Origin of the sequence: Photorhabdus sp. RM322S (assembly GCF_042879395.1) — a bacterium.
Classification (GTDB): domain Bacteria; phylum Pseudomonadota; class Gammaproteobacteria; order Enterobacterales; family Enterobacteriaceae; genus Photorhabdus; species Photorhabdus khanii.
In genome coordinates, this window is record NZ_JBHFKW010000024.1 from 1 (window position 1) to 25,547 (window position 25,547).

The 25,547-nt window shown below is 40.6% G+C and carries 23 protein-coding genes and 1 pseudogene; 9 read left to right on the forward strand and 15 right to left on the reverse strand.

Annotated features, from left to right (window positions below):
* Positions 1-121: 121 nt before the first annotated feature.
* Positions 122-352, forward strand: coding sequence for a hypothetical protein (locus tag ACGF63_RS14710; protein WP_036849223.1), 231 nt, complete (start codon positions 122-124; stop codon positions 350-352).
* Positions 353-554: 202 nt separating this feature from the next.
* Here ACGF63_RS14710 and ACGF63_RS14715 read toward each other — a convergent pair whose 3' ends face one another.
* From ACGF63_RS14715 to tssD (ACGF63_RS14730), 4 genes are all read right to left on the reverse strand, one after another.
* Positions 555-779, reverse strand: a complete 225-nt coding sequence (locus tag ACGF63_RS14715) for a hypothetical protein (protein WP_387631687.1) — start codon at positions 777-779, stop codon at positions 555-557.
* 456 nt (positions 780-1,235) lie between these two features.
* The gene (locus tag ACGF63_RS14720) at positions 1,236-1,883 is read right to left on the reverse strand and encodes a hypothetical protein (protein ID WP_387631689.1); all 648 of its coding nucleotides are present in this window, start codon (positions 1,881-1,883) and stop codon (positions 1,236-1,238) included.
* Positions 1,883-2,170 (reverse strand): type VI secretion system tube protein TssD, encoded by a 288-nt coding sequence (gene tssD, locus ACGF63_RS14725; RefSeq protein WP_387631692.1) that lies wholly within the window; start codon positions 2,168-2,170, stop codon positions 1,883-1,885. Before tssD (ACGF63_RS14725) ends, ACGF63_RS14720 begins: the two co-directional genes overlap by 1 nt.
* Entirely contained in the window at positions 2,130-2,363 is a 234-nt protein-coding gene (gene tssD / locus ACGF63_RS14730) for a type VI secretion system tube protein TssD (protein WP_387631695.1), read from the reverse strand. The genes tssD (ACGF63_RS14725) and tssD (ACGF63_RS14730) overlap by 41 nt, the downstream gene beginning before the upstream one ends.
* Before the next feature lie 296 nt (positions 2,364-2,659).
* Here tssD (ACGF63_RS14730) and sbcB point away from each other — a divergent pair, with 296 nt between their 5' ends.
* Positions 2,660-4,090, forward strand: a complete 1,431-nt coding sequence (gene sbcB, locus ACGF63_RS14735; RefSeq protein ID WP_387631697.1) for an exodeoxyribonuclease I — start codon at positions 2,660-2,662, stop codon at positions 4,088-4,090.
* 140 nt (positions 4,091-4,230) lie between these two features.
* On the opposite strand, the gene dld is transcribed toward sbcB, so the two are convergent.
* The 8 genes from dld to yieE form a co-directional block, all read right to left on the reverse strand.
* Entirely contained in the window at positions 4,231-5,946 is a 1,716-nt protein-coding gene (gene dld / locus ACGF63_RS14740) for a D-lactate dehydrogenase (RefSeq protein ID WP_387631700.1), read from the reverse strand.
* A 195-nt stretch (positions 5,947-6,141) separates the two neighbouring features.
* Positions 6,142-7,524, reverse strand: coding sequence for an APC family permease (locus ACGF63_RS14745; RefSeq protein ID WP_152961750.1), 1,383 nt, complete (start codon positions 7,522-7,524; stop codon positions 6,142-6,144).
* A gap of 592 nt (positions 7,525-8,116) precedes the next feature.
* Positions 8,117-10,090 carry a ligand-gated channel protein gene (locus tag ACGF63_RS14750; protein ID WP_387631702.1) on the reverse strand — a complete coding sequence of 658 codons (1,974 nt, stop codon included), beginning with the start codon at positions 10,088-10,090 and terminating at the stop codon, positions 8,117-8,119.
* A 374-nt stretch (positions 10,091-10,464) separates the two neighbouring features.
* On the reverse strand, positions 10,465-11,253 hold the full coding sequence (locus ACGF63_RS14755; protein WP_387631705.1) for an ABC transporter ATP-binding protein: 789 nt from the start codon (positions 11,251-11,253) through the stop codon (positions 10,465-10,467).
* A complete protein-coding gene (locus tag ACGF63_RS14760; protein WP_387631708.1) occupies positions 11,250-12,335 on the reverse strand; it encodes a FecCD family ABC transporter permease in 1,086 nt (361 codons plus the stop codon). Before ACGF63_RS14760 ends, ACGF63_RS14755 begins: the two co-directional genes overlap by 4 nt.
* Positions 12,336-12,359: 24 nt before the next feature.
* Entirely contained in the window at positions 12,360-13,511 is a 1,152-nt protein-coding gene (locus tag ACGF63_RS14765; protein WP_387631710.1) for an ABC transporter substrate-binding protein, read from the reverse strand.
* 310 nt (positions 13,512-13,821) lie between these two features.
* On the reverse strand, positions 13,822-15,303 hold the full coding sequence (locus tag ACGF63_RS14770) for an amino acid permease (RefSeq protein WP_387631713.1): 1,482 nt from the start codon (positions 15,301-15,303) through the stop codon (positions 13,822-13,824).
* A 154-nt stretch (positions 15,304-15,457) separates the two neighbouring features.
* The gene (gene yieE, locus ACGF63_RS14775) at positions 15,458-16,321 is read right to left on the reverse strand and encodes a DNA-binding transcriptional regulator YeiE (protein ID WP_152961747.1); all 864 of its coding nucleotides are present in this window, start codon (positions 16,319-16,321) and stop codon (positions 15,458-15,460) included.
* Between the two features lie 189 nt (positions 16,322-16,510).
* Here yieE and ACGF63_RS14780 point away from each other — a divergent pair, with 189 nt between their 5' ends.
* Both ACGF63_RS14780 and nfo read left to right on the forward strand, forming a co-directional pair.
* Complete coding sequence (locus ACGF63_RS14780) at positions 16,511-17,593, forward strand: YeiH family protein (protein ID WP_152961746.1); 1,083 nt, start codon at positions 16,511-16,513, stop codon at positions 17,591-17,593.
* Positions 17,594-17,702: 109 nt separating this feature from the next.
* A complete protein-coding gene (gene nfo, locus ACGF63_RS14785; RefSeq protein WP_036849200.1) occupies positions 17,703-18,545 on the forward strand; it encodes a deoxyribonuclease IV in 843 nt (280 codons plus the stop codon).
* 9 nt (positions 18,546-18,554) lie between these two features.
* Here the strand turns inward: nfo and fruK are convergent, their stop codons facing one another.
* Positions 18,555-19,493: a 1-phosphofructokinase gene (fruK, locus tag ACGF63_RS14790; RefSeq protein ID WP_036849198.1), complete on the reverse strand. Its 939-nt coding sequence runs from the start codon at positions 19,491-19,493 to the stop codon at positions 18,555-18,557.
* Positions 19,494-19,699: 206 nt separating this feature from the next.
* On the opposite strand from fruK, the gene ACGF63_RS14795 reads away from it, so the two are divergent.
* From ACGF63_RS14795 to yeiP, 3 genes are all read left to right on the forward strand, one after another.
* Positions 19,700-20,119 carry an NUDIX hydrolase gene (locus ACGF63_RS14795; RefSeq protein WP_036849196.1) on the forward strand — a complete coding sequence of 140 codons (420 nt, stop codon included), beginning with the start codon at positions 19,700-19,702 and terminating at the stop codon, positions 20,117-20,119.
* Positions 20,120-20,235: 116 nt separating this feature from the next.
* Positions 20,236-21,495 (forward strand): tryptophan permease, encoded by a 1,260-nt coding sequence (mtr, locus tag ACGF63_RS14800; RefSeq protein WP_152961745.1) that lies wholly within the window; start codon positions 20,236-20,238, stop codon positions 21,493-21,495.
* Between the two features lie 133 nt (positions 21,496-21,628).
* Positions 21,629-22,201 (forward strand): elongation factor P-like protein YeiP, encoded by a 573-nt coding sequence (yeiP, locus tag ACGF63_RS14805; protein ID WP_132352772.1) that lies wholly within the window; start codon positions 21,629-21,631, stop codon positions 22,199-22,201.
* Positions 22,202-22,432: 231 nt separating this feature from the next.
* On the opposite strand, the gene ACGF63_RS14810 is transcribed toward yeiP, so the two are convergent.
* The gene (locus tag ACGF63_RS14810; RefSeq protein ID WP_239002273.1) at positions 22,433-22,750 is read right to left on the reverse strand and encodes a hypothetical protein; all 318 of its coding nucleotides are present in this window, start codon (positions 22,748-22,750) and stop codon (positions 22,433-22,435) included.
* Positions 22,751-23,189: 439 nt separating this feature from the next.
* On the opposite strand from ACGF63_RS14810, the pseudogene ACGF63_RS14815 reads away from it, so the two are divergent.
* Together ACGF63_RS14815 and mepS are read left to right on the forward strand one after the other, a co-directional pair.
* Positions 23,190-23,900: pseudogene (locus tag ACGF63_RS14815) on the forward strand (phosphatase PAP2 family protein).
* Between the two features lie 358 nt (positions 23,901-24,258).
* On the forward strand, positions 24,259-24,834 hold the full coding sequence (gene mepS, locus ACGF63_RS14820) for a bifunctional murein DD-endopeptidase/murein LD-carboxypeptidase (protein ID WP_036849190.1): 576 nt from the start codon (positions 24,259-24,261) through the stop codon (positions 24,832-24,834).
* A gap of 69 nt (positions 24,835-24,903) precedes the next feature.
* Here mepS and ACGF63_RS14825 read toward each other — a convergent pair whose 3' ends face one another.
* The gene (locus ACGF63_RS14825; protein ID WP_036849188.1) at positions 24,904-25,248 is read right to left on the reverse strand and encodes a YejG family protein; all 345 of its coding nucleotides are present in this window, start codon (positions 25,246-25,248) and stop codon (positions 24,904-24,906) included.
* Positions 25,249-25,547 lie beyond the last annotated feature (299 nt).

The following is a 25,547-nucleotide window of genomic DNA, read 5'->3' on the forward strand; positions in this document are numbered from 1 at the left end:
TTAAATATATCTCAAAAATGACTATATTTGTGATATTCATCTTAATAATAAAATAAAAAATTCCTTATTACTGAAACAGTATTAAAATCGACGAAAAACATGACGAAGATTAGGTTAAGTGATGAAAAAAATCCCTTTTGATTTAGATGGTTACGAAATATCCTTTGGCTATGCCCGTAGAACAAAAATTCCGATTATAAAAATAATCCATCCCAAAAATGGCCTTTCTATTAGGCCATTCTATAGTGTCAATAGAACGAATTTGCTTGAAAGAATCCAATACGAAACTGATTTAAAAGATCAATATATTGAGCGTATTAATGAGCATTTTCAAGAAATTAATTATCCTTAAAAAACCAGATATAACAGGAGCTTATATCCTTCTACTTTAGTACCTTGGAAATTACCAAGGTACTGCATATCAGTTTATTCTGTTTTATATCTTATTCACTGATGAATACATTTGTAATTAGTTGATAAAAGAGCTGACCTGATATAAGATAGTAGGTAATAATACCCCGCAATATTTCTATCGCTTATATCCTTATTAAAACTTACTGAAATAGTTGGCATTTTTCTTTTATTTTTTCTGTAATATAGAAAATAAAAGCAGAAAACGCCAAGCATGTACCCGTAACTATCGCATACTGATATCGATTTTCTAATGTTGACATCAAGGTAAAATAAACTAATCCCATAACTGAAAATACACTCACCCCACCAATTATCCCTTGAGTTATATGCATCACTATTTTCATCAATATACTTATTATTTTCATGATCATTCATCTAATCCTACGGAGAATTCATCAAATATTTCATTAAATAAACCTCTATTTTCGTCATATATTTCCAATGTTCTGACATATAGCTCCATTCTACTCTCAACAAAAAAAGCCACTTTCTCGCCTTAATTTTATATATAAAGCCATATTTTTCCTGAGAAAGGGATCATTTAATTCTTTTATAGGATAGACGCCAAAATATACCTCATATATAAATCAGAATCTAATGAAACAGTCTACATTTTTCTTTTGTTTTTTCTGTAATATAGAAAATAAAAGCAGAAAACGCCAAGCATGTACCCGCAACTATCGCATACTGATATCGATTTTCTAATGTTGACATCAAGGTAAAATAGATTAGTCCTCCGGTTGAAATCGTACCCACACTAACAGCTAATCCTTGTATTAGATGCATCACGATTTTCATCAATATACTTATTATTTTCATGATCATTCGTCTAATCCTACGGAAAATTCATCAAATATTTCATTAAATAAATCTCGATTTTCGTCATACTTTTCCAATGCTCTAACATATGGAGCCATTTTACTCTCAACCAAAAAATAGAGTAAATCTAAGTTACCCTCTCGCCTTAACTGCATATATAACGCTGGGTTTGTTCCGGCTAATTCCCTAGAAGTATAAACAGCTCTAGAAATTGAAGCACCAATTCCCAACGTTCCAATAAACGTCATTGATCCCCCAAATTTTGTGAACCATTTTGCACCAAAAAAAGCACCAAGGCTCCCCCTAAATATGACATATTTCGAAATCATACCTCCAAATATTTTCCCAATTTTTGTTTTTATTAGCCGTTGCTTTTGTTCTTCACTAAGTTTACCTAAATAATCCTCAAAAATAATCTGAATAATCCTTTCAAGATTATTAAGCGTAATAGCTTCCGACTTTATTAACCCAACAAAACGATATTTGTCATTTTCATTATCCCATCGATGTTCAGTATCAAGATAATCATAACCGAGATAATAAAAATCCACCGGAATATCTAAGACTCCTTCAGCAAATCCAGTAAGCCAGCTACTGTTATCGTCAATTGTTGCAACCATTTTTTCAGCGATTTCTTTAGCCCCGTCCATTAAAAAACCCTTTCATCCCAAATGCTATAGGCACCTGTTGAACAAGCCACATTATTCCAGGTAATATTAGTGTATACCATTGAGATAATCTCCTGTGGCATCATATGATTACTGGTTAATGAATGCGGGTGGTCTGATTTTAAACTAACAATATACGCTTGCCCGAGACGAATTGTATAGTAAAGCTCAAGTCCACCATTTTCACTGGTACGGTAAGATTCAAGAAAACACTCTAACCTTTCATTATCATCCAAGCTTTTTGCTAATATAAGGAGAAGCTTTATCAATAGGTTTAGTGATAATTACCGGATGATGTGAAACATTTTGTTTGCGAGTCATAAGATGTTGCAGACTATAGACGAAGATCTGATCTTCGTGCCCATTTTGCGCTTTAATACCTATTGAGTCTCTTCTGCCACAACCCGCAGAAATTAACCCTTGGTTTTGACCTTTAACCGTTAAATAAATTAAATTTGACATATTCACCTCATTTATCATTTCAATGCTTTAATGCATATTGCAGTAGGCAGATCAATATTGTCAAGGATAAATGTTCTAAAAACATACAATAATTTATTCCAAGCCCCAAAAATGTTAATAACTGGCATCCCATCGTGGCGCAGAAAGTAGGAAAATATGGATATAATATTGCAATCACATGGATTCTCTAAGATAGTAAGCAATGATTACCTACATTTCTGGGCAAAATATCACTCCCCTCTCTAAAAAGCAGAAAAAACAAATAATTAATTAACCTCATTGGACATTGAACAACAATGAAAAACAGCAGAGAACAACTCACCTTCTATATTCATGACTACGAAACTTTCGGTAAACATCCCGCATTGGACAGACCGGCTCAATTTGCCGGTGTCCGCACCGATATGGATTTCAATATTATTGAAGAACCGTTAGTTATTTACTGTTCACCTGCTGATGATTATCTCCCTCAACCAGAAGCGGTCATGATTACGGGAATTACGCCTCAGACTGCCTTGGAAAAAGGCGTCAACGAAGTAGAATTCGCCCGCCAAATCCATAACGCGTTTAGTGTGCCAAACAGTTGTATTCTCGGTTATAACAATGTCCGGTTTGATGATGAAGTCAGCCGGCATATTTTTTACCGCAATTTTTATGATCCGTACGCTTATAGCTGGCAAAAAGGTAATTCCCGGTGGGATTTACTTGATGTATTACGTGCCTGTTATGCCCTGCGTCCCGAAGGTATTATCTGGCCAAAAAATGAAGATGGTCTGCCCAGCTTTAAACTGGAACATTTGACTAAGGCAAATGGCGTTGAGCATTCACATGCTCACGATGCAATGTCCGATGTTTACGCCACGATTGCCATGGCAAAATTACTTAAAGAAGCACAACCACGGATGTTCAATTATTTCTTTCAGTTGAGAAATAAGCAGAAAATCAGCAATCTCATTGATATCCCTCAAATGAAACCTCTGCTTCATGTTTCCGGTATGTTTGGCGCTGCCCGCGGCAATACCAGCCTGGTTGCACCTCTTGCCTGGCATCCAGTAAACCGGAATGCCGTTATCATGTGCGATTTGGCAAGAGATATTTCACCTTTACTGGAGTTGGATGCTGATGCTTTACGTGAACGCCTATATACCCGCCATGATGAATTGCAGCCCGATCAGCCCTCAGTTCCAGTCAAATTGGTTCATATTAATAAGTGTCCGATAGTCGCACCTGATAATACTTTAAGAACAGAAGATGCTGAACGTCTTGGGTTGGATCGTGATCATTGTGAAAGAAATCTCGCTATTCTGCGGAAGAATCCACAAATCAGAGAAAAAGTTGTAGAACTCTTTGCTGAGGCCAAACCTTTCCCTGAATCAGATAATGTTGACGCTCAACTGTACAATGGCTTTTTTAGTGATGCAGATAAAACAGCAATGAATATTATCCGTGAAACATTACCTCAGAATTTACCCGCACTAGATCTGACTTTTCAAGATCCAAGGATTAAAAAGCTGTTATTCCGTTATCGAGCCAGAAACTACCCTGCTACTCTGACTTATGATGAACAACAAAGCTGGTTGCGTCATCGCCAAGATGTATTAACTCAGGACAAGCTCAGTGAATATATCTTTATCATTGAACAGCTCTTTATTGAACATCAAGGCAACGAAGAAAAATGCCATCAACTTAAAGCATTAATGGAATATGCAGCGAAACTGGCTGGATAATTAGGCAAATAGCGGATAAGCACAGAATGGCGAGCTATATCTACTCGCCTTTCTTGTTAACAGGATAATTTTCATTCATCCTGACAGATTTAAACTTTCTTAGCATCAGCATAGCGTTGTAAATGCTGAGAATATTAACATTAAGATTCCCCATCCCAATTTTTCAGCTTGGATGTTTTTCCAATGCCTGGATTAAGAGTGTTAGTAGGATCGGTCATTCGATAGAAAGCTTTAAGTTGAGGCTTAGCCTGATACAGATGACCCACATTATGTTCTGCGGGATATTCTGCGCCTCGTTTATCAAGCAGTTCCATCATTCTTTCTTTCAGAGCATGTACATCCACACCTTTCTTCACAATGTAATCCTGATGGAACACATGGCACATAAAATGTCCACAATAAAGCTTGTGCACTAATACATCATCAAACTCCGGTGGTAACTGTTCAAACCATTTACGATCATTACGGCGCAAAGCAATATCAAGCGAAAGGATATTCTCCGTTTCGTTACTATGCACGGCTTGATAACGGATCGCTGAACCACCCGCAGAGAAACGATGCAGGAATGCTTTAACCCCCTCATCCGGTGTACAAGCAAAGAAATCCCCTTCCACCCGGCTGAAATAACTTTCCAGCCAGCTTCTGGCTTCCTCAACCCCATCACCAGACATTTTTAATATCAAATGGTGTTCAAACCGATCACGATATTCTTTCAAACGCTTAGGTAAGTGGGGAGGAAGTAAACGACTTAACCCTTGCATCATTCGATCAATAATATTGGCAGGTAAAAATGGGATCCTGTTGAAAATAGCGTCCATTTTCCCTTTCAAAGTAAAATAAGCTGGCATCTTATCCGTACCAAGCTTATCAATCATGATGAATGTATCTTTACCGTAAACTTCTGCAATATCGAAAACATCCCGATGCATATATTCACCCGCCACCGGTAAATGACGAAAATTCGCTAATATATAGCGCCGCAATTCCGTCAATACATCAGTTTGATTGGTACCAATATAAAATACCTGAGATAAAGGCTCTGCCGGGAAAGTATCAAGCCTAACCGCAAACACAACCAATTTACCTGCACATCCTGAGGCTTCAAACAGGCGGCGTTCGTCAGAATTAAAACGAGATGGCGTATCAGCATCTACGTCACGTACTCGTTGCGCATACTCATAATCAGACGCTTTACGCTGACCATATTCTACATCTTGCTCACTGTAACGCTGTCCTTCCAGACAAGAGAGGATCTCTTCCGGTGTTTCTCCCAGATAGATACCCAGATGATTAATCAATTCTGGTTTACCACGTTCATTAACTCGTCCGTATAACGCCATTTCAGTATAAGCTGGCCCACGATGAACCAAAGATCCGCCGGAGTTATTACAGACACCGCCAATCACAGAAGCACCAATACAGGAAGAGCCGATAATGGAATGCGGCTCGCGTCCCAGAGGTTTAAGAGCACGTTCAAGTTGCCACAATGTACTGCCAGGCAGCGCGACTACCTGATTGCCCTGTTTCAGGATCTGTATTTTATTCATGCGCAACGTACTAATGATCACGATGTCGCGGTCGTAATCCTTACCATTTGGTGTAGAACCTTCGGTCAAACCGGTGTTAGCCGCTTGCATCAAGATGATTTTATCTGCTTCAACGCAGGCTTTAAACACACGCCACTGTTCCACCAGCGAACCGGGAAATACCACAGCTAAAGCGTCACCTTGGCCGGAGCGAAAACCTTTACGATAACGTTCCGTTTTATGGGGAGCAGTCAGGATATGAGATTTACCGACAATATTGGTCAGGGCAGTGATGAGTTGTTGATTTTGAGAGGTCTTTGCATCATTCATAGTCTCTTCCTCTATAATTTAATCGCCTCTCAGAGCATAGATTGTTTTTCTCCATTTACCGTTGAAATTTTTCTTATCTGCAAACTACCTCCCTGTTTTTTTTCCTAAGATTCTTATTCTGAATTATTGCAACAATGGGAAACATAAAAAAAACGGCGCCAAATTCGGTGCCGTTATTCTTTTTCAAACCGAATACTAAACCATTTCAGAACACTGAGGCATCGGCTGACGGAAGCTGCGGGTCAGGAATACCATATAAATCAAACCAATTGCTCCCCAAGTCAGCCCTAACTCCATAGAACTTTGTTCCAGATTCATCCACAGCACACCAACAGTACAAGCCCCAATCACCGGTAATACCAGGAAGTTGATTGTATCTTTCAGTGTACGGTTACGACGTTCACGAATATAGAACTGAGAGATGACCGATAAGTTTACAAAGGTGAATGCTACCAGCGCGCCAAAGTTAATCAGAGCCGTTGCAGTAACCAGATCAAAGGTCATTGCGGACAGCGCGACAAGACCGACCAGCAATACGTTGATTGCCGGAGTTCGCCATTTCGGATGCACATAGCCGAATACTTTCTCAGGAAATACACCATCACGCCCCATAACATAAAGCAGACGGGAAACACCTGCGTGAGCCGCCATACCAGAAGCCAAAACGGTGACACAAGAGAACACCATAATGATGGACTGAAATAAAGTACCCGCTACATACAGCATAATTTCTGGCTGAGCTTCATTCGGGTTCTTGAACCGAGAGATATCAGGAAAATAGAGCTGTAAGAAATAAGAAACCATAATAAAGATGATGCCGCCAATTAATGCCGTCAGGAAGATCGCTTTCGGGATCACCTTGCCTGCATTCGGCGTCTCTTCGGACAACGTGCTAATGCTATCAAACCCAAGGAATGAAAAACACAAAATCGTTGCCCCGGTAATCATCGGGATTAAATGAGCATCTTCAGAAGTAAATGGCCTTGCGCTCCATAAAGTTCCTGCGCCTTCTCCATTGTATACGCCGTGGATCAACAAGCCCACGAATACAAGCATAACTGCAACCTGAACAATAACAATACCTGTGTTGAGATTAGCAACAACGTTAATCCCACGCAGGTTAAAAACGGTCATTAGAAACGTCAAACCTACAACGAAGATCCACGGATCTACACCGGGAAAAATGGCCTGGAGATAAATTTTCGCCAACAAGATATTTATCATCGGCATGAACAAATAGTCCAGCAACGATGACCAACCCACCATAAAGCCAACATGAGGGCTGATGGATTTTTGTGCATAAGTGTATGCAGATCCGGCAGAAGGAAAACGTTTTACCAATTTCCCATAGCTTAGGGCAGTAAACAGAATTGCGATCAAAGCAATAGCATAAGATGTTGCTACATGACCGTCGGTCAAACCAGAAACAATCCCGAAAGTATCAAAGATGGTCGTAGGTTGCAGATAAGCAAGCCCCATCATCACCACCTGAACTAAGGTCAGTGTTTTTCTGAGTTGAACACGATTGTTCGCACCAGTTTGGTTGGTGCCAATTGGAATTACAGTATCATGCGACATGAGCGAAACCTCCCATAACTTCGATTCGTGTTACGGTACTACTTAATCGACAGTTACTGGGAAGACTTCGCTTCTGCCTATAGGCAGTGGAGTTAGAGGCTGGATTATACGCAGAGCTCAACGCTCCGTAGTCATCAAAACAGCAGCTTGCGCCAATTGGCACAAGTGCGAAAGAGAATAATTGCTCCATATTAGCGTTCCTCATGACGGCAACCGATTCTTGTTATGGTTGCTCGTGGGCCAATTATCTATCCGGCTCAGAATCCGGCCTCTAGTATAGTAAAAAATAAGTCTAAGCAAAAAAAATAACCGACACATATAAACGCATCAGTTATTTTCCAGTGGGCGAATTCTGCACTTGAAGACTTGAAATAGCAATAGTCACCGCACTAAAAGTCCATTATTTTTTATCACACAAATTGATTACGCTATGGAATTTAACTATGTCTTATACATTCTTTTGACATGTATTAAGTTGTAGCACAACACAAAACGGATTGCCATTCAGTTTTTGCAGGTAGAAGTAAAAAAACAAAACCCCCTGCCAGAAACAAACAAGGGGGTTATAGCACATTATAGCTAAAACTAATTATCAGAAGTCGTAGGTGATACCAATGTTATAACGACGGCCATCCAGTACCGAGCCATGATTCTCTTCAGTAACACGTTTATCAAATACGTTGTATACCCCACCTAGCACACGTAACTCTTTAGTCAAATTATAACTAACGCCGATATCCACAAAGGTATAGGATGGAGTCCCCTTGTCCATACGGGTACGTAACAAGTAATCCGAAGTTTTGCCGCGGAAATTAACGCGCGTCCAGGTTTTCATTTCCGGTAAAGTCTGCCAGTTCAAAGTCGCATTTGCCATATGCTTAGGCGTTTTGTTCAGTGGCTTACCTTTGAAATCCCCACTTTTTTGTTCTGAATCAGTATAAGTGTAGTTTGCTGTCAACGACCAGTCTTCAATGATATCCCAGTTCATTGTCGCCTCCACACCATGCATATTTACTTTATCAACGTTCTCACGTTTACTAATAAAGTCATAATTTATTCCATTAATTGGAGCACATGGTTTAGCGCTGTCTTTATCACAATCTCTAATTTCAGTGATCTTATCTTTAAAATCTGTATTAAAGAGAGTTATACCAATATTAAAGTTATCCTGATTGTTCCAGATAACACTAATTTCTTCACTAACCGTTTTCTCTGGCTTAAGATCTGAATTGCCTAAAATCATGCCCTTCAAGAAACGGCCACCTGTTACTTGTCCCCAATTCGGGGCTACATGACGCAGATCGGGTGAGCGATAACCCGTGGAGACACCACCTTTAATCGTCCATTGTTCATCCGCATGCCACACACCATACAAACGAGGCGTCCAGTGTGCACCAAAGTTTTCGTCTTTATCCATACGGATGCCGCCAGTCAGAGCAAAATCATTAGTCATTTGCCACTCATCTTCAGCAACCAACGCCCAGCTCCAGCGAGTTAATTTATTCACATCTCTTGCTGAAGGCAGTTGGTTACCATCATCTCGCAAATCTTCATAACGATACTGACCACCAATGCTTACTGTATGATCATCCAGCATGAAGACTGAATGATTATTAAATACCGTCTCATTATATTTCATGTCACGGCCGGGGTTACTTGACTCGTCACGCTGAATGTAGGTATTTATGGTACCAAAGTCATAGTTGCCATTATGGGTGATAGAATAATTATTACGTTTATAGCGATTTACATTATCATCACAAGATTTTGGCGTGCATTCACGCGTCTTACCGATAGTTGAATCACGATCCTGCTCATAACGACCCGCTACAAAATCAAAAGTATTCTGTTCATCAGGTGTCAGAGAAAAAGTTGCTGAACCGTTGCGCATTTCCTGCTTGTTAAAGCCGCCAATAAATTTATCTTCGTTGCGGTGAGAATACAGGCCATGCACTTTTAATCCCAATAGTCCGTCAATTATCGGGCCTGCTGCATAAATGCTGCTCTGATGGCTGTTACCGGAATTTTTACGTTCAGTCAAAGTGGTATCAACGCGAAGGCTGGTTTTCCACTCTTTCTGCGCTTTACGGGTAATAACGTTGATCACTCCTCCCATCGCATCAGAACCATACAGAGAGGACATAGGACCACGTATCACTTCAATACGTTCAATAGCAGCCAATGGCGGCAACCACCCCTGCTCAATACCAGAACCGTCACTGTTTGGGCGGGTATTACGGGTATCAACACGCTTACCATCAACCAGAATCATGGTATATTTAGACGCCATACCACGAATGCTGATGTCACTGCTGCTACCACCATTTGTAATCAAGACACCTGGCACATCTTTCAATGCATCGGTCACATCACGATAAGCTTTGGTTTCTAATTGTTCACGGCTCACCACAGAAATAGACGCTGGTGCATCTTCAATTTTCTGTTGGAAGCCTGCTGCTGTAGTCACAACAATGGTGTCATTACTGCTATTGGCCGCAAAAACAGAGCCAGATGAAATTGCAACAATAACCCCTAACGCGATTTGTCTTTTATTAAAAACACCCATTCCCGATCCTCCAAGAAATATAATTATGCTTTATTCATATGTAAAAATGGATAATCAACATATGCTCAAATAACGAGGAAAAATATTTACCTCTGTATGGTTTTATTATTTTTTTATTAGATTTTCTTATATTATTATAAAATATAAGTAATTTTTCCAACAACCTATCTCATTAAATTATTTTATTTTTCATTCTCTGCAATAAAAATGGATCTGAACATTACCCAGAAAAAATAATCGTTTTTAAGCGTATGATAATACGAGCGAAATAACTCATCCCTCACATACTATATAAGTACGTTCTGGTTTCTATGCGCTGTCTACGTCCACGCTTTATCAACAATATGTTTTTAAACAATATGTTATAATAATTTCTAACTGGTCAACTTGGAAACCAACCCATCAATCAATACCTGTGGAACCCCCTGAGAACAGTATTCAATTCTGCCTCTGACACCATAAACTTGCGCCAAACTATCCGGCGTAATAACTTGCTCAGGAACACCTTCAGTAATTAAATTCCCTTTTTGTAACATTAATACATGATTACCATGACGCAATGCAATATTAATATCATGCACCACTACCACCGTAATAATATTACGACGATATGTTTCTTGTGCAACTAACTCCATTACGTGATATTGATAATTTAAATCCAGCGCACTTAGTGGCTCATCTAATAATAATAATGTTGGCTTACGAATTAACGATTGTGCCAATCCAACTAACTGTTTTTGACCACCGGATAATTGATCTAAATAACATAACGCCAGATGTTCAATCCCCAACTGACGTAATAAAGACATCACTTCTTCTTCGCTGGTTTCAGAATGACGCCCACCGGAGGCCCGCTGCGCAACAATAATGGATTCCAGCACATGTAAATGAACACCAGCAGGCAAACTTTGTGGCAAATAAACCACATTTTCTGCCCGCTGGGCAAAATTCATTTTCATCAAATCCTGACCATCGAGCCAGATCTGCCCGCTTGCGCGATTTAATCCAGCCAAAGAACGCAAAAGTGTTGATTTTCCGCTACCATTTGGCCCCAGTAATACCGTAATTTTTCCACGGGATAACGTTGAAACATTTAAATTTTCAATGACCGGATTTTTCGGATAGCCCGCGCAAAAATTATTAATCGTTAATCCCTGATTCATACATTCCCCCTATGGCGTAAAATTATGCTAAGGAAGAATGGAACCCCAACTAATGCGGTAACTATCCCAACCGGAATAATGACACCTGGGATCAAGTTCTTCGAGACAATCGACGTCATAGACAGCACTAATGCACCAATCAGTGCACTGGCAGGCAAATAGAAGCGGTGATCTTCCCCAAACATCATACGAGCAATATGGGGTGCAACCAAACCGATAAAGGCAATTGGTCCGACAAATGCAACCGCTAAAGCGGAAAGAATACTGATACGCAGCAATGTACCCAAGCGCAGGCGACGAACATCAATACCAAAACTGATTGCACGATCTTCACCCAAACGCAACGCTGTCAATTTCCAAGCATTCATCATTGAAATCGGAAATATAGCTGCAAATACCAGCAACATAACACCCAGTTTTATCCAAGTTGCTCTGGCAAGGCTACCCATTGTCCAGAGTACCAACCCCTGAAGGGTATCCTCAGTTGCAATAAACTGCATCATGGAAACCAGTGCATTGAAAGTAAAGTACAGCGCAATACCAAACAACACCACGCCAGAAGTGGCAGCCCGTGTCCAACGGGTAATACCATCCAGCATCAACGCTGACAGAAAAGCAAAAATAAAGGCGTTCGCAGAGATGAGCCATTGGTCAGGCACGCCCGGAATACCGATACCTGACACGATGGCCAACGCAGCACCAAATGCAGCCGCCTGAGAAACCCCTAAAGTAAAAGGGCTTGCCAATGGGTTATTCAGAATTGTCTGCATTTCAGCACCAGCCAACCCAAGAGACAGGCCGATCACCACCGCCATCAAAGCGTAAGGTAAACGGATATCCCAGACAATGACCCGTGTACCCGAATCCATACTCTCTGGCGACACTAAAGTCTGCCAGAGAGACTGCAAAGATAAACCTGATGGCCCTATAGTAAAATCTAATACCAAGGAAGCGCCGATAACCAGGAAGATGAACATCATCATCACGATACGACGGCGTAAAATATGTCGATAATGGGCTTTTACACCGCTGTCATCTGATTGTTGTTTCACCGTTGGCATAAGCTCGGTAGTGGTACTCATTGTTTCTGTTACCTATCTTACTGATTACTTCTCACTGATCCAATAAACACCTGATGGCTCAATTGCCAGGAATTTACTGTGTAATTCGTTCAGTGTCTTCTGTGGATCTAAATCTGCAAACTGTTCAGGATAGAACCATTTAGCAAATACCTGAGCTACTATCACGTTATATGGAGAATTGTAATAGTTATGCCAAATAGCATAATCTCTGCCCTCTTTAACCGCAGTCAACGAGCTAATACCTTTGCGTTCAGTCATTGTTTTCAGACTGGCTTTTGCCAATTCAGGCGTTGATTGCGCCCCTAGCTTTACACCAGGTTCATTGCTGTCTGGCGCTTTTGCACCACTAGCAATATAAATATAAGGATCAACGGCAATAACTTTTTCGAGGTTCATGTTGCCAAGCGCGCCTGGCAAAACGCCTTTAGCAATGTTTTTGCCACCAGCCAGATCGATAAAATTACCCAGATTACCATTACCGGCCGTCGCGCAGCAGTCTTCAAAAGCGCCAGCTCTCAAGTCGATAAATACGGTTGGCTTTTTCTCTTCCGGGATTTTACTGGTGATTTGAGTTACCAATTTGACATTTTTCTCGTAGAAATCAGCATACTCTGCCGCTTGTTTTTCACGGTGCAATACTTTGCCCAACATACGAATACTCGGCAGCGTGTTTTTTAACGGCTCGGTACGAAAATCAACAAAAACAACCGGAACACCTGCCTTTTCAAGCTGGGTAACTAATTCACTGTTTTTACCAGGACCATGACCAGATAAGCCAAAAATAGCAATGTCTGGATTGAGAGTTAACACTTTTTCAGCGCTAACGCTGTCAGCGCTGGTGTTACCAATCAAAGGAATTTTGTCAATCTCAGGAAATTTAGCTTTATAGACAGCATAGGACTGTGGGTCCAATTTACGGAAATCACCTTGCCAACCCGCGATACGAGCCAGGGGTTTATCTCCTTCAAGTAAAGCGACAGCATGAAACAAACGGCCTTCGCCCAACAAAATACGGTTTATATTCTCAGGAACTTCAACAGTGCGACCCGCTACGTCAATGACCGTTTCAGCCCATGACGCGAAGCTTGCCATGACTGCTGAACCCGCCAATAGGCCGATACTGATACTTTTTGCAATGGATCGAGATACAAATTTCACTTTGCTAGCCCCTTTCATATTAATAATTATGGCGTTAACAATAAAGTAAACGAGAATACTTATCAATGTTATTTACACAGATTTTAGTAAATTGAGTAACTAATTTCACAGCTAACCCTATGAAAAATAAAAAACCGCCCATTCGGGTTACAAAATGGACGGTTTCTTCTGACTTCTATTAATAACTGTTTATTTACTCCAATAAATAAACGTTAAGATAATAATAAATCAATCATGAATCGAATTAAAAAACCCATAAGGCCATGCCGAGTTAGCATTTTCCCAAGATCCCTGCTGGCCCGTTAATCATCATTTAACATGATCGAATTCACTTATTTGGGATATCAGGAAATTTCATCTCGTTATATTTAATAAAGTGGGTTTTCCTCACCAATTTATAACCAAACCAAATCAACAGGAATAGTGGAATACCAATATAAGTTGCAGTTACACCATACCAGTCAATTTTGTCTTGTAGAAATGCCTGGTAATTCTGCCCTAATGTGATGGTCAGACACAGAATAAACGCAAAGATTGGACCAACCGGGAAAAACCCTGAACGATAAGGTAGTCTACTTAAATCCAGCCCCTGAGCGATGTAACCACGGCGGAAACGATAATGGCTGATAGCAATCCCCAACCAGGCAATAAAACCTGTCATACCTGAGGTATTCAACAGCCACAAATAGACGGTCTGGTTACCATACATTGAGCTGAGGAAACACAAAGCAGCCACAACCGTCGTTGCATACAAAGCATTACGCGGCACACCACCTTTGGATAATTTTCCAAAAATCTTCGGTGCCTTGCCCTCTTTTGCCAGTGTGAACAACATACGGGTAGAGGCATACATACCTGAGTTACCGGCAGACAACACCGCTGTCAAAATAACAGCGTTCATCACAGCCGCAGCTGATAATAAACCGGCATTTTCAAATACCAGCGTAAACGGACTGACACTGATATCACCGACCTCATTACGCAGTAAACTTGGGTCAGTATAAGGAATGATCAGACTGATAATCAGGATCGCAAAAATATAGAACAGCAGGATACGCCAGAATACTTTACGTACCGCGCGGGGAACATTTTTCTCTGGATCTTTGGATTCACCCGCAGCAATACCAATCAGTTCAGTTCCCTGGAAAGAAAATCCCACTATCATTGCCACACCGATCATGGCAGAAAAGCCACCGGCAAAAGGCGCATCACCCACAGTCCAGTTATGCCATCCAGCACCTTCCGCACCTTTCATGATACCGGTTATCATCAATAATCCGACCACAATAAAGACAATAATTGTGCTGACTTTAATCAAAGAGAACCAATATTCAGCCTCACCAAAACCTTTCACTGAAATAAAATTCAACAGGAAAATCAGTGCGAGGAATAGCGCGCTCCAGATCCAGCCCGGCATATCGGGTAACCAGTAATTCATCACCAACTGAGCAGCAACCAAATCCACAGCGATAGTCACCGCCCAGTTGTACCAGTAGTTCCAGCCAAGGGCGAAACCAAATCCTTCTTCAACATATTTGGAACCATAAGTTGAGAAAGAACCGGAGACAGGCATATAAGCAGCCAATTCCCCCAGGCTGGTCATCAGGAAATAAACCATCAGGCCAATTAATGCATAGGAAAGTAATGCTCCGCCAGGCCCGGCTTGTGAAACCGTCGCACCTGAAGCCACGAATAGCCCGGTACCTATTGATCCGCCAATGGCAATCATCGCCATATGCCGTGCTTTCAATTCACGGCGCAAATGTTGCGCTACTGGTTTCTGGGAAACACTTTGTTGTTGTTGAGACATTCTGTTCCTGTTAGCTGCAAATAAGTCTGATGGCGGATTGTAGCAAATCCTCACTGTCAAAATAGCGAGGAAGCGCTGTTATAAGATACCTTCATAATTCAGAGAAAATTATAAGTAATACAGGTAATTCTAAATTTTAAACAGAATGTAAAACTCACCGGCAATAACTGAGCAGTTTTTGCAGTGCATTGGACATGTGCTTCTGCCGATGATGAATCAGGTACAACATTCTGAAAAGTTTCAACTCCGGCACTTTTAACTCCAGCAAAGTACGATTTTCCAATTGCTCTGCAACGACCCGTCTGGATAAACAACTAATCCCCATACCAAATTTGACTGCATGTTTTATCGCTTCGGAATTTCCCAACTCCATCAAAATCTTGAACCCAGGTAAGCGGGCAAACAACAGATGATCCAACACCTCTCTTGTCCCCGATCCCCTTTCCCTTAATATCCATGATGCTTTGGCTAAATCATCCAGTTTCAGATTCTGTTGAGCTAATGGGTTTTTAGGAGAAGAAAAAATAACCAGTTCATCCTCCATCCAGAGCTGAGTTATCAATTCAGGACTATGGCAAGCACCTTCTATCAAACCAAGGTCAACGCGGAATTCGAGTATAGAATTGATAACATCCTGTGTATTACTGATGTTTAACTCCAGAGGTGTATCCGGAAAATCCTGGCGATAATTTGCCAACATTTCCGGCAACATATAATTACCAATGGTACTGCTGGCAGCAATACGTAATGCCCCCAATTCCTGTTTGAATAACAGCTGAATTTCCCCCGCCTGCTCCAGCAATGCCAAAGCCTTGGGGTAAAGTAAACGACCATGCTCATTAGTCACCAACCGTTTTCCTACTCGGTCAAAGAGCTGTACGCCAAGCTGGCTTTCCAAATCCGTTAATGAAGCACTCACTGCGGATTGAGATAGCGCTAACTGCTGGGAGGCTTGTGTCGTTGAACCGCTTTTCAATACCTCCGTGAAAACTTCCAATTGCCTCAATGTGATATGCATATTGCCCCGCAAAATATGGTGTCATCGAAATAGGTTGTTTTAATTTTATACAGTAATAAACAACTTAACAAAAACCCTCTTTTTATTACCACTTTTTACGATTATACATAAAAATATTATCAATTTTAATGATAAATTGATTTGCTATATGCTTATGTTTAAAACATATAAGCAAAGTGAGAAATATCTATGTCTGACATTCATGAAGAAAAACTCAGTCAACAACCGTCAATTCCCGGTATGAACTTAATACCTGGACTCATACTGGCGGCAATACTAACTGCAATTTCAATATACGCCGGAAATATCCCGTGGTTTGTTAATATGGGACTGGGTGCACTGACACTGGCGATCCTTGCAGGAATCATTGCCGGTAATACCGTCTATCCTTTACTCAAATCTCATTGTGATAAGGGTATCCATTTCTCAAAACATTATCTTCTGCGAGCAGGGATTATTCTTTATGGCTTCCGTCTGACATTTCAGCAAATTGCCGATGTAGGCACTACCGGTCTTTTGATTGACGCTATTATGTTGTCTTCAACGTTCTTTATTGCAATCTGGCTGGGCAAATCACTCTTTGGATTAGATCAGCAAACCTCAATGCTGATTGGTGCCGGCAGCAGTATCTGCGGTGCAGCGGCCATTATGGCAACAGAACCGGTAGTGAATGCCCCCGCCAGCAAAGTTGCTGTTGCAGTGTCAACAGTTGTCATCTTCGGTACTATCGCTATTTTCATTTATCCATGGTTCTATCAGCTCAATGAGCATTATCAGTGGATCCCATTGACTCAAGAAGCTTTCGGTATCTTTACAGGCTCCACCATTCATGAAGTTGCTCAGGTTGTTGCTGTCGGTCATGCTATTGATGATCAAGCTGAAAACGCGGCAGTTATCAGCAAGATGATTAGAGTTATGATGCTGGCGCCATTCTTGTTGTTGTTATCCAGTTACATCAGCCGTACCGGAGCAAAAAACGGAGAGAAAAACCAAGCGAGAACGCCGATTACCATTCCCTGGTTTGCGGTAATTTTTATTGCAATAGCAGGTTTTAACTCGTTCGATTTATTACCTGCAAAAACAGTGAGTTATTTGATTCAGATTGATACTATTATGCTTGCCATGGCAATGGTTGCACTAGGTTTAACCACGCATGTGAGTGCCATCCGTCAGGCTGGATTTAAACCCATTTTACTGGCTCTGATTTTGTTTGTATGGCTGATGGTTGGTGGATTCTTGATAAATCTGGGCGTTCAATATTGGTTTGGTTGATCGGAACATATGCATTGAAGAGCTCCAACAATCTATGACCTTTCCGTTCTTAAGGTTCAATAAGCGATTGAACAATGTCAAAATGGTGTAAATAGGAAGGAGAAGAATGATGAAATTTATTGGAGCACATGTCAGCGCTGCCGGCGGCGTCGATCAGGCAGTTATCCGGGCTCACGAACTAAAAGCGACTGCTTTTGCCCTGTTCACAAAAAACCAGCGCCAGTGGAATGCACCACCTTTAGCCACTGACATTATCGATAAATTTAAAGAAAATTGTGAGCGCTATGGATACGGTAGCCGGCAAATTCTCCCTCATGACAGTTATCTGATTAATCTTGGTCACCCAGATACTGAAGCACTGGAAAAATCCAGGCTGGCTTTTGTTGATGAAATGCAACGTTGTGAACAACTGGGTGTCGATTTATTGAATTTCCATCCTGGCAGTCATCTCAATAAGATAGATGTGGATAAATGCCTGGCACGAATTGCAGAATCTATCAACATCGCTCTCAATAAAACACAGGGAGTCACCGCTGTTATCGAAAATACGGCAGGTCAGGGTACAAATCTGGGGTTCAAATTTGAACATCTGGCAGCAATTATTGACGGAGTTGAAGATAAAAGCAGAGTTGGCGTCTGTATTGATACTTGTCACGCCTTTGCCGCTGGTTATGATTTGCGTACCGATGACGTTTGTCAGCAAACTTTTCAGGAGTTTGAAAAAATTGTTGGCTTTCAATATCTGTGCGGAATGCATTTAAATGATGCAAAAAGTGAATTTGCCAGCCGTGTTGACCGACATCATAGCCTTGGGGAAGGGAATATTGGCAAAACACCGTTCAGTTATATTATGCAAGACGCTCGTTTTAATGGAATTCCGCTAATCCTTGAAACAATTAATCCAGATATTTGGCCACAAGAAATCGCCTGGCTGAAATCACAACAAAATTAATGGTCCTTTTCATTTAACGGGTGTCAGTTCAATTTTAGCCATCATTGCAGCTAATTCAGGGCGATTGCTGATACCCACATTAGGCTGACTAACGGCAAGCGCCGACACAGCCGTTGCCAATCGCAACGTGTGTTCACTGGATTCCCGCATCAGCAAACCATAAACCAAACCACCGACCATTGAATCACCGGCCCCCACAGTGCTGACAACTTTACAATGCGGTGGTTTTGCCAACCATGCTCCAGATGCATTAACCCATAATGCGCCCTGCTCACCCAAAGATATAACGACATGAGCAATTCCCTGGTCCCTGAGTTGATGTGCAGCCATGATCACATCGGATAGTTCAGGTAACAAGCGCCCCGCCCAGACCTCAAGCTCATAGCGATTCGGTTTAACCAACCAGGGAGACGCTTTCAGACCTGCAACCAACGCCTCACGGCTGCTGTCGAAAATAATACAAGGGCAAAGCTGACGCAGATGGGACATCCAATTGGTAAACGATTCAGCAGAGACACCCGCCGGTAAGCTACCACTGACAACAACCATATCAAACTGTCCGAGCCATGAAAGCGAATCATTAACAAATTCCGACCATTCCGCTTCACTAACATAAAAACCAGAGAAATTGAAATCCGTCACTTCACCGCTTTCTTCTGTCAATTTAACATTAATCCGTGTTCTACCTGGCACTAAATGGAAACGATTTTCCATGCCATTTTCACTGAAGAATTGCTGAAATCCTTCCTGATTTTCCCTACCCAGAAAACCACTGACAGTGACATCAATGCCTAAATCACGCAAAACTTTAGCAACATTATTGCCTTTCCCAGCAGCATGCAGTCCGGCTGCTTGCACACGATTAATCGCCCCTTTGACGATTTCCGGGCACAATCCAACCAAATCATAAGCTGGGTTTAAGGTGATAGTGGCAACTCTACGGCTCATTTTGCCCGATGTCTCCTAAGTAGATAATCATCATCATTACTATGAATTTTCAGTTCCATTTATACCATTAAAATTGAATCGTTTCAGTTAAATTCCATACTTTCTTGATCGTTGTCTTAAACTGATTTACGGGTAAGAATAGTCTTGAATTTTTTTCTCAAAAAGAGATGCTAATTTGCTGAAACTTATCTGAAGGAATATATCAAATGTCCGTAATTGTTGGTGTTGGCGTTGTTATTGTGAATGAATATGGTCAGGTATTACTTGGAAAACGCAGCAGTAAACATGCGCCATACTGGTCAATATTTGGTGGTCATGTTGATGCCGGAGAAACATTTGAACAATGTGCAATCCGTGAAATTGAAGAAGAAACAGGTCTGACGATACAATCACCAAAAGTCTATGGTGTTTGTAATAATCTTCAAACGTATCAAAAAGAAGGAAAACATACCATTTCAGTCTGTTTGCTGGCTAAACACCCAGGTGGTGAGCCAAAATTAATGGAGCCGGAAAAATGCGAACAACTTATGTGGTGCGATCCTGATAATCTCCCTGAACCTCATTTTGAAGCCAGCCGGAATGCCATAAAAATGTGGCAAGAGAATAGCTTCTATCTTACTGAATGAACCAACTTATATCAGTTCAATTTCAAATAATCCTTTATGACGTCTATTTACACTCTATATACAAAAATGTATCTTTAAGCTAGTACAAAGAAACAATATACTCAGCAGGAGTTAATATGTCCATTGAGACAACTCAGAGTTCAAAGCGCCCTTCCATACTTGGTGGAGCAATGATAATTGCCGGAACCTCTGTTGGTGCAGGAATGTTCTCCACTCCCGTGGTGACTTCCGGTATCTGGTTTACTGGCTCAATTATTCTGCTGGTTTACACATGGGCTTGTATGTATTTTTCCGGCTTAATGATTCTGGAAGCCAACCTGAATTATCCATCAGGTGCGAGCTTCCATACTATGACTAAAGATTTACTTGGCAAAGGATGGAATGCGATCAACGGCATCTCAATTGCATTCGTTCTCTACATACTGACCTACGCCTATATTTCAGCCGGCGGCTCAATCATTGCCCATAATTTTGAAAATATTATTCCAATATCACAGGCTAGCACCGGCTTTATTTTCGCCTTTATCGTCGCTTTTATTGTCTGGCTATCAACTAAAGCAGTCGATCGTCTGAGCACGATTTTGATCGGGGGTATGGTTATTGCTTTTTTTATGTCCGTTGGTGGCATGTTTACAGAAGTTAAATCTGTTATCCTGTTCAATCAAAGCAATGCTATACCAAGGGATACGGCAGCAAGTTATATGCCTTACGCTTTAGCCGCTCTGCCCTATTTATTGGTTTCATTCGGATATCACGGTAACGTCCCAGGTTTGGTGAAATATTATCATAAAGACAGCAAAGCCGTTGTTCACAGTCTGTTATTTGGTACATTAATCGCACTGACTATTTATATCCTATGGCAATATGTTATTCAGGGGAATATTCCCCGTGAAGCATTCAAACAGATTATTGCTGATGGCGGGAATATCGGTGATTTACTGAAACAAATGGATAATACAACCAACAACACAACCGTTACCCAGCTTCTAAACGCATTCTCTTATATGGCGCTGGCAAGTTCATTTCTTGGTGTCTCTTTAGGGCTGTTTGATTACATAGCTGATTTCTTTGGTTTTAAAGATAACAACACCGGCCGGTTAAAATCTGCATTAGTGACATTTATTCCACCTACAGCCCTGGCTTTGCTGTTTCCCAATGGTTTTCTGTACGCCATTGGCTTTGCCGGATTAGCTGCAACCATCTGGGCCGTTATTGTTCCTGCACTTATGGCGCGGGCAAGCCGTCGCCGCTTCCCTGATGCCAGTTATCGGGTGCCAGGCGGGAAATTCCTTATCGGATTTATCATTCTGTTTGGCTTGATGAACGCTGTAGCTCATATCCTGGCCTCCTTTGATTTATTGCCCGTGTATCGCTGATATACCCGATATTCTTTCTACAAACCCCAACGTAAAAAAACGCTGGGGTTTTCTGATCCCCACTTGCCTAATTCCCTAACTGCGAGTAATTTTGTCGCCGGTTATTCTCTCCCAGTTTTATGGAAGGTTACATATGGCTAAAGCCAACGAAATTAAACGCGGTATTGCCGTCAGTTATAATGGCAAGTTACTGCTGGTCAAAGATATTGATATTCAAGCACCAAGCGCCCGGGGAGCCAGTACACTATATAAAATGCGTTTTACCGATATCCGCACCGGGCAAAAAGTGGAGGAACGTTTCAAAGGCGATGATATCATTGATACAATTAACCTAACTCGTCGCAGCGTTAATTTTTCCTACATCGATGGTGATGAATATGTCTTCATGGATGACGAAGATTTTACGCCTTATCATTTTAAAAAAGAACAAATCGAAGAAGAGTTGCTATTTATCCCTGAAGGTGGTCTGCCGGGTATGCAAGTTCTGACCATAGAGGGACAAGTTATTGCCCTTGAACTGCCGCAGACAGTCGATATGGTCATTGAAGAAACTACCCCCGGAATTAAAGGCGCCTCAGCCAGTGCGCGGACAAAACCTGCAAAAATGAGTACCGGGCTGACCGTCCAAGTACCTGAATATATCAGTAACGGCGAAAAAATCCGTATTCATATTGCAGAACGTCGCTATATGGGGCGTTGTGATTAACAACATTAGCTAATCCTAAGTTGCTCTGTATAAAACAGAGCAACCTATTTTCGATTATTTCATTAACTATCCGTTTACCTTTATATTTTAGACATGATTTAAATTTCCAAATAAAATGCAAGCGTAAATTCGTCATTGACTTTCATTAATATGATGAGAAAATGAAAAATAAAATTCCAAATATTCTTCAGTTAAGTATTGAAGAGATAATATTTAAGATTTCTCTTAATATCAATTATAGGAAATTGTAACAATTCCAATTTTCTTTTCTCCTTTTACCCATTTAATTTCTGTTACACCAATTTGGTGTGGTAAATAAAAATAAACATCATTTTGGAAATCCAGTTTTCGTCGCTGGGTAATTTTATCTCCTTTTCGCCAGCAAGTGGTATCAGTCCAGTGATCATACCAATCAAAACGACACGGTGATTCAACAATTGCACCTGAAAAGTGAATAACCCCTGTACCTGATTCTGTCTCTGATTCACTACTCACAACACCAGGAATCATCAGGAAAAAACAACCCACCATAACCCGGAACATAGACATAAAACCCTCGCCATAAGACAGCATTATTTGCTGAGACCTCCAAATGTAAAATCAATCTGGAAATCGGAAAAATTTATGAGTCCATGCTATTGGTAACGGCTATTTTCGTTGTTTTTTTACTGTATTTAGCTTTTAAAACTGATTAAAATATTTACATCTTTTAACATGGAAATTATCAGAAGTAATTATTAATAAATTAAAAATTTATAACTTTAAATATCCCCGCCATCACTCAATAAAAACGAAAAAATTGAGCATAAATATTTACCAAATCAAATAAACATCTGAAGGAAAAAGCACAAAATAGATAAAAAAAACACCAGATTAACTTATGATAGGAACTGGATTCATGACATTATTACCTAACACTTGTTACATTAACCTACATAATTATGAGCTTGATTATTACTGAATTTTACTTTTAACAAATAGGTATCCTATGACATGCAGTCACCCATTTGCCATATTTACACTTAACCTGTTAGGGATTACTTTATTTCTCTCCTGGTATTTACCAAAGCACCACAGTTTTTGGTTAAATATCGATTCTTCAATCTTCTACTTCTTTAATGAGAAATTAATACCAGGTTCAAAATTTACAGAGTTTGTAGCATTTGTGAATATCAGGGCTTTCGATGTAATTTCACTTTTATGTATGGGATTACTTTATTAAAGCATATTTCGTAAGCAGAATTACGCAGGCAAACGCAGATTATTCATGATTGGCCTGGTCATACTGATAAGCACAATTATACTTAACCAAATCGGTCATCAGCTCCCTGTCATTCGTCCATTCCCAAGCCCGACATTAACATTTGATAATATCAATCGCATTAGCGAAATGGCTAATCTGATGACTAAGGATTCATCCGGCGATAGTTTTCCAGGCGATCATGGATTAATGCTACTCACTTTCAGTTGCTTCATACTTCGCTATATCTCAGTTAAAGCATTCTCCATTGCATTACTGATTATGGTCATATTTACGTTACCCCGCATTATGGCGGGAACACACTGGTTTACTGATATTGCAGTCGGTTCTTTATCTCTGGTTCTCATTGGAGCAAGTTGGTTATTACTAACACCATTAAGCGACATAATGATTAACTGGTTGGATAAGAATCTACCGCAAATTGGTTACCCAGTATAAAACCCTTCTTGCACACCCTTTTTACTGATGAATATTGGGGAGGTATTTAACCTTCCTGATTGCTCATAAGATCCACATAAATAACATAAATTAGCAACATTGCTAATCTCTCGTACTAAGAAATCTAATTTTTTGTAAATTATGCCATTAAATACTCGCCTTTTCCTGATTGTTTCTGTACTCTCGGTCTGAATAACATTTATTGTAAATATCGTTATAAAACGTGGCGTCCAGCGCGTTTTTGCACCAAGCGCGTTGTTTACTTATTGCTTTTTCTAACACCAGTCTTCGAAGCGTTTGATATTTTTCAATAATAGCGACCAATTTAAGGTAAGGATAGCAAGGGAAAACAAAAATAATGGTCAAGTCTCAACCGGTACTGAGATACATTACGCGGCTGATACCCGCGCTGTTCGTAGCGATCACTTTATCCGCGTGCAGCTCACCAGATTCTTCAAAGTTTCGCAATACACAAACTGATACGCATGCAGTAAACGGTAAGAACGGCTTCTTACTTCAAGCGTCTCAGGATGAATTCGAAGCGCTGGTTCGTAATCTGGACATAAAATCCAAAATTCTTAGCCAATACAATGGCTGGAAGGGGGTTGCCTATCGACTCGGCGGTAACACTAAACGCGGTATTGATTGTTCTGGCTTTGTTCAACGTACTTTCCATGACCAGTTTGGCATGGAACTACCACGTTCAACATTTGAACAACAAAACATTGGTAAAAAAATCGACCGCTCAAAATTACGTCCTGGCGATCTGGTTTTGTTTAAGACAGGTGCCCACACAAGGCATGTTGGTATCTATGTTGGCAATGAGCAATTCGTTCATGCCTCCACCAGCAATGGTGTGATTGTTTCCAGATTAAACAGCGCATACTGGAGCAAACGTTATTATGGTGGTCGCCGGGTCATCAACGCCTCCTAACAGCTAAGAATTCTTTCCCTTGCGTACAAAAAAGCGCTTCCACCAAAGGAAGCGCTTTTCGCGTTTATATCAGAATGGGTAGAGAGCTGTTATCTTTTCAGCAATCGCAGCGCCAAGCGTCTTCAAGCGACACATAACCGCACTCTCGTCTTCACTGTCAACAAACAAGCACGGCTGGCCTTCCCACTCAATCACAGTACTTTCAATTTGCATATCAGCAAGAGATTGCTGTAATTTTTGCATAACATTCCATGCAGCCATATCCTCGTGGCTGAGTAACTTCAACCCCATCAGGCTGCTTTTTACATTCACTTCATCAACTGGAAGTGGCTCAACTTTGATACCCACAAAACCGGGTGACCACCTGTAACTTTGCGGTAGTCGATGTACCACCGAAAGCTGAATATTATTCACAAATTATTCCTACCTGAAAGAACATAGATACAAAAGTTAAAGTTAGCGACTATCTTCAGGTGTTCTACTCGCCAAAACCGAATAACTAACTCCCCAAAAAGGTAAACAAAAAGTTAAATTTGTGTTTATAGTATTACATTAATTTTAAACTTCACCTTAGAAAAAATGAGATCAAGCTCGCATTTCGCATATATTTATACTTTTTTAAAAGAAAACTCAACTTATTTTTATGCAAAAAACTAACTGTATGTTTAATGATTGTTTACATATTTTATTTTTTCAACTCAAATCTTTAACAT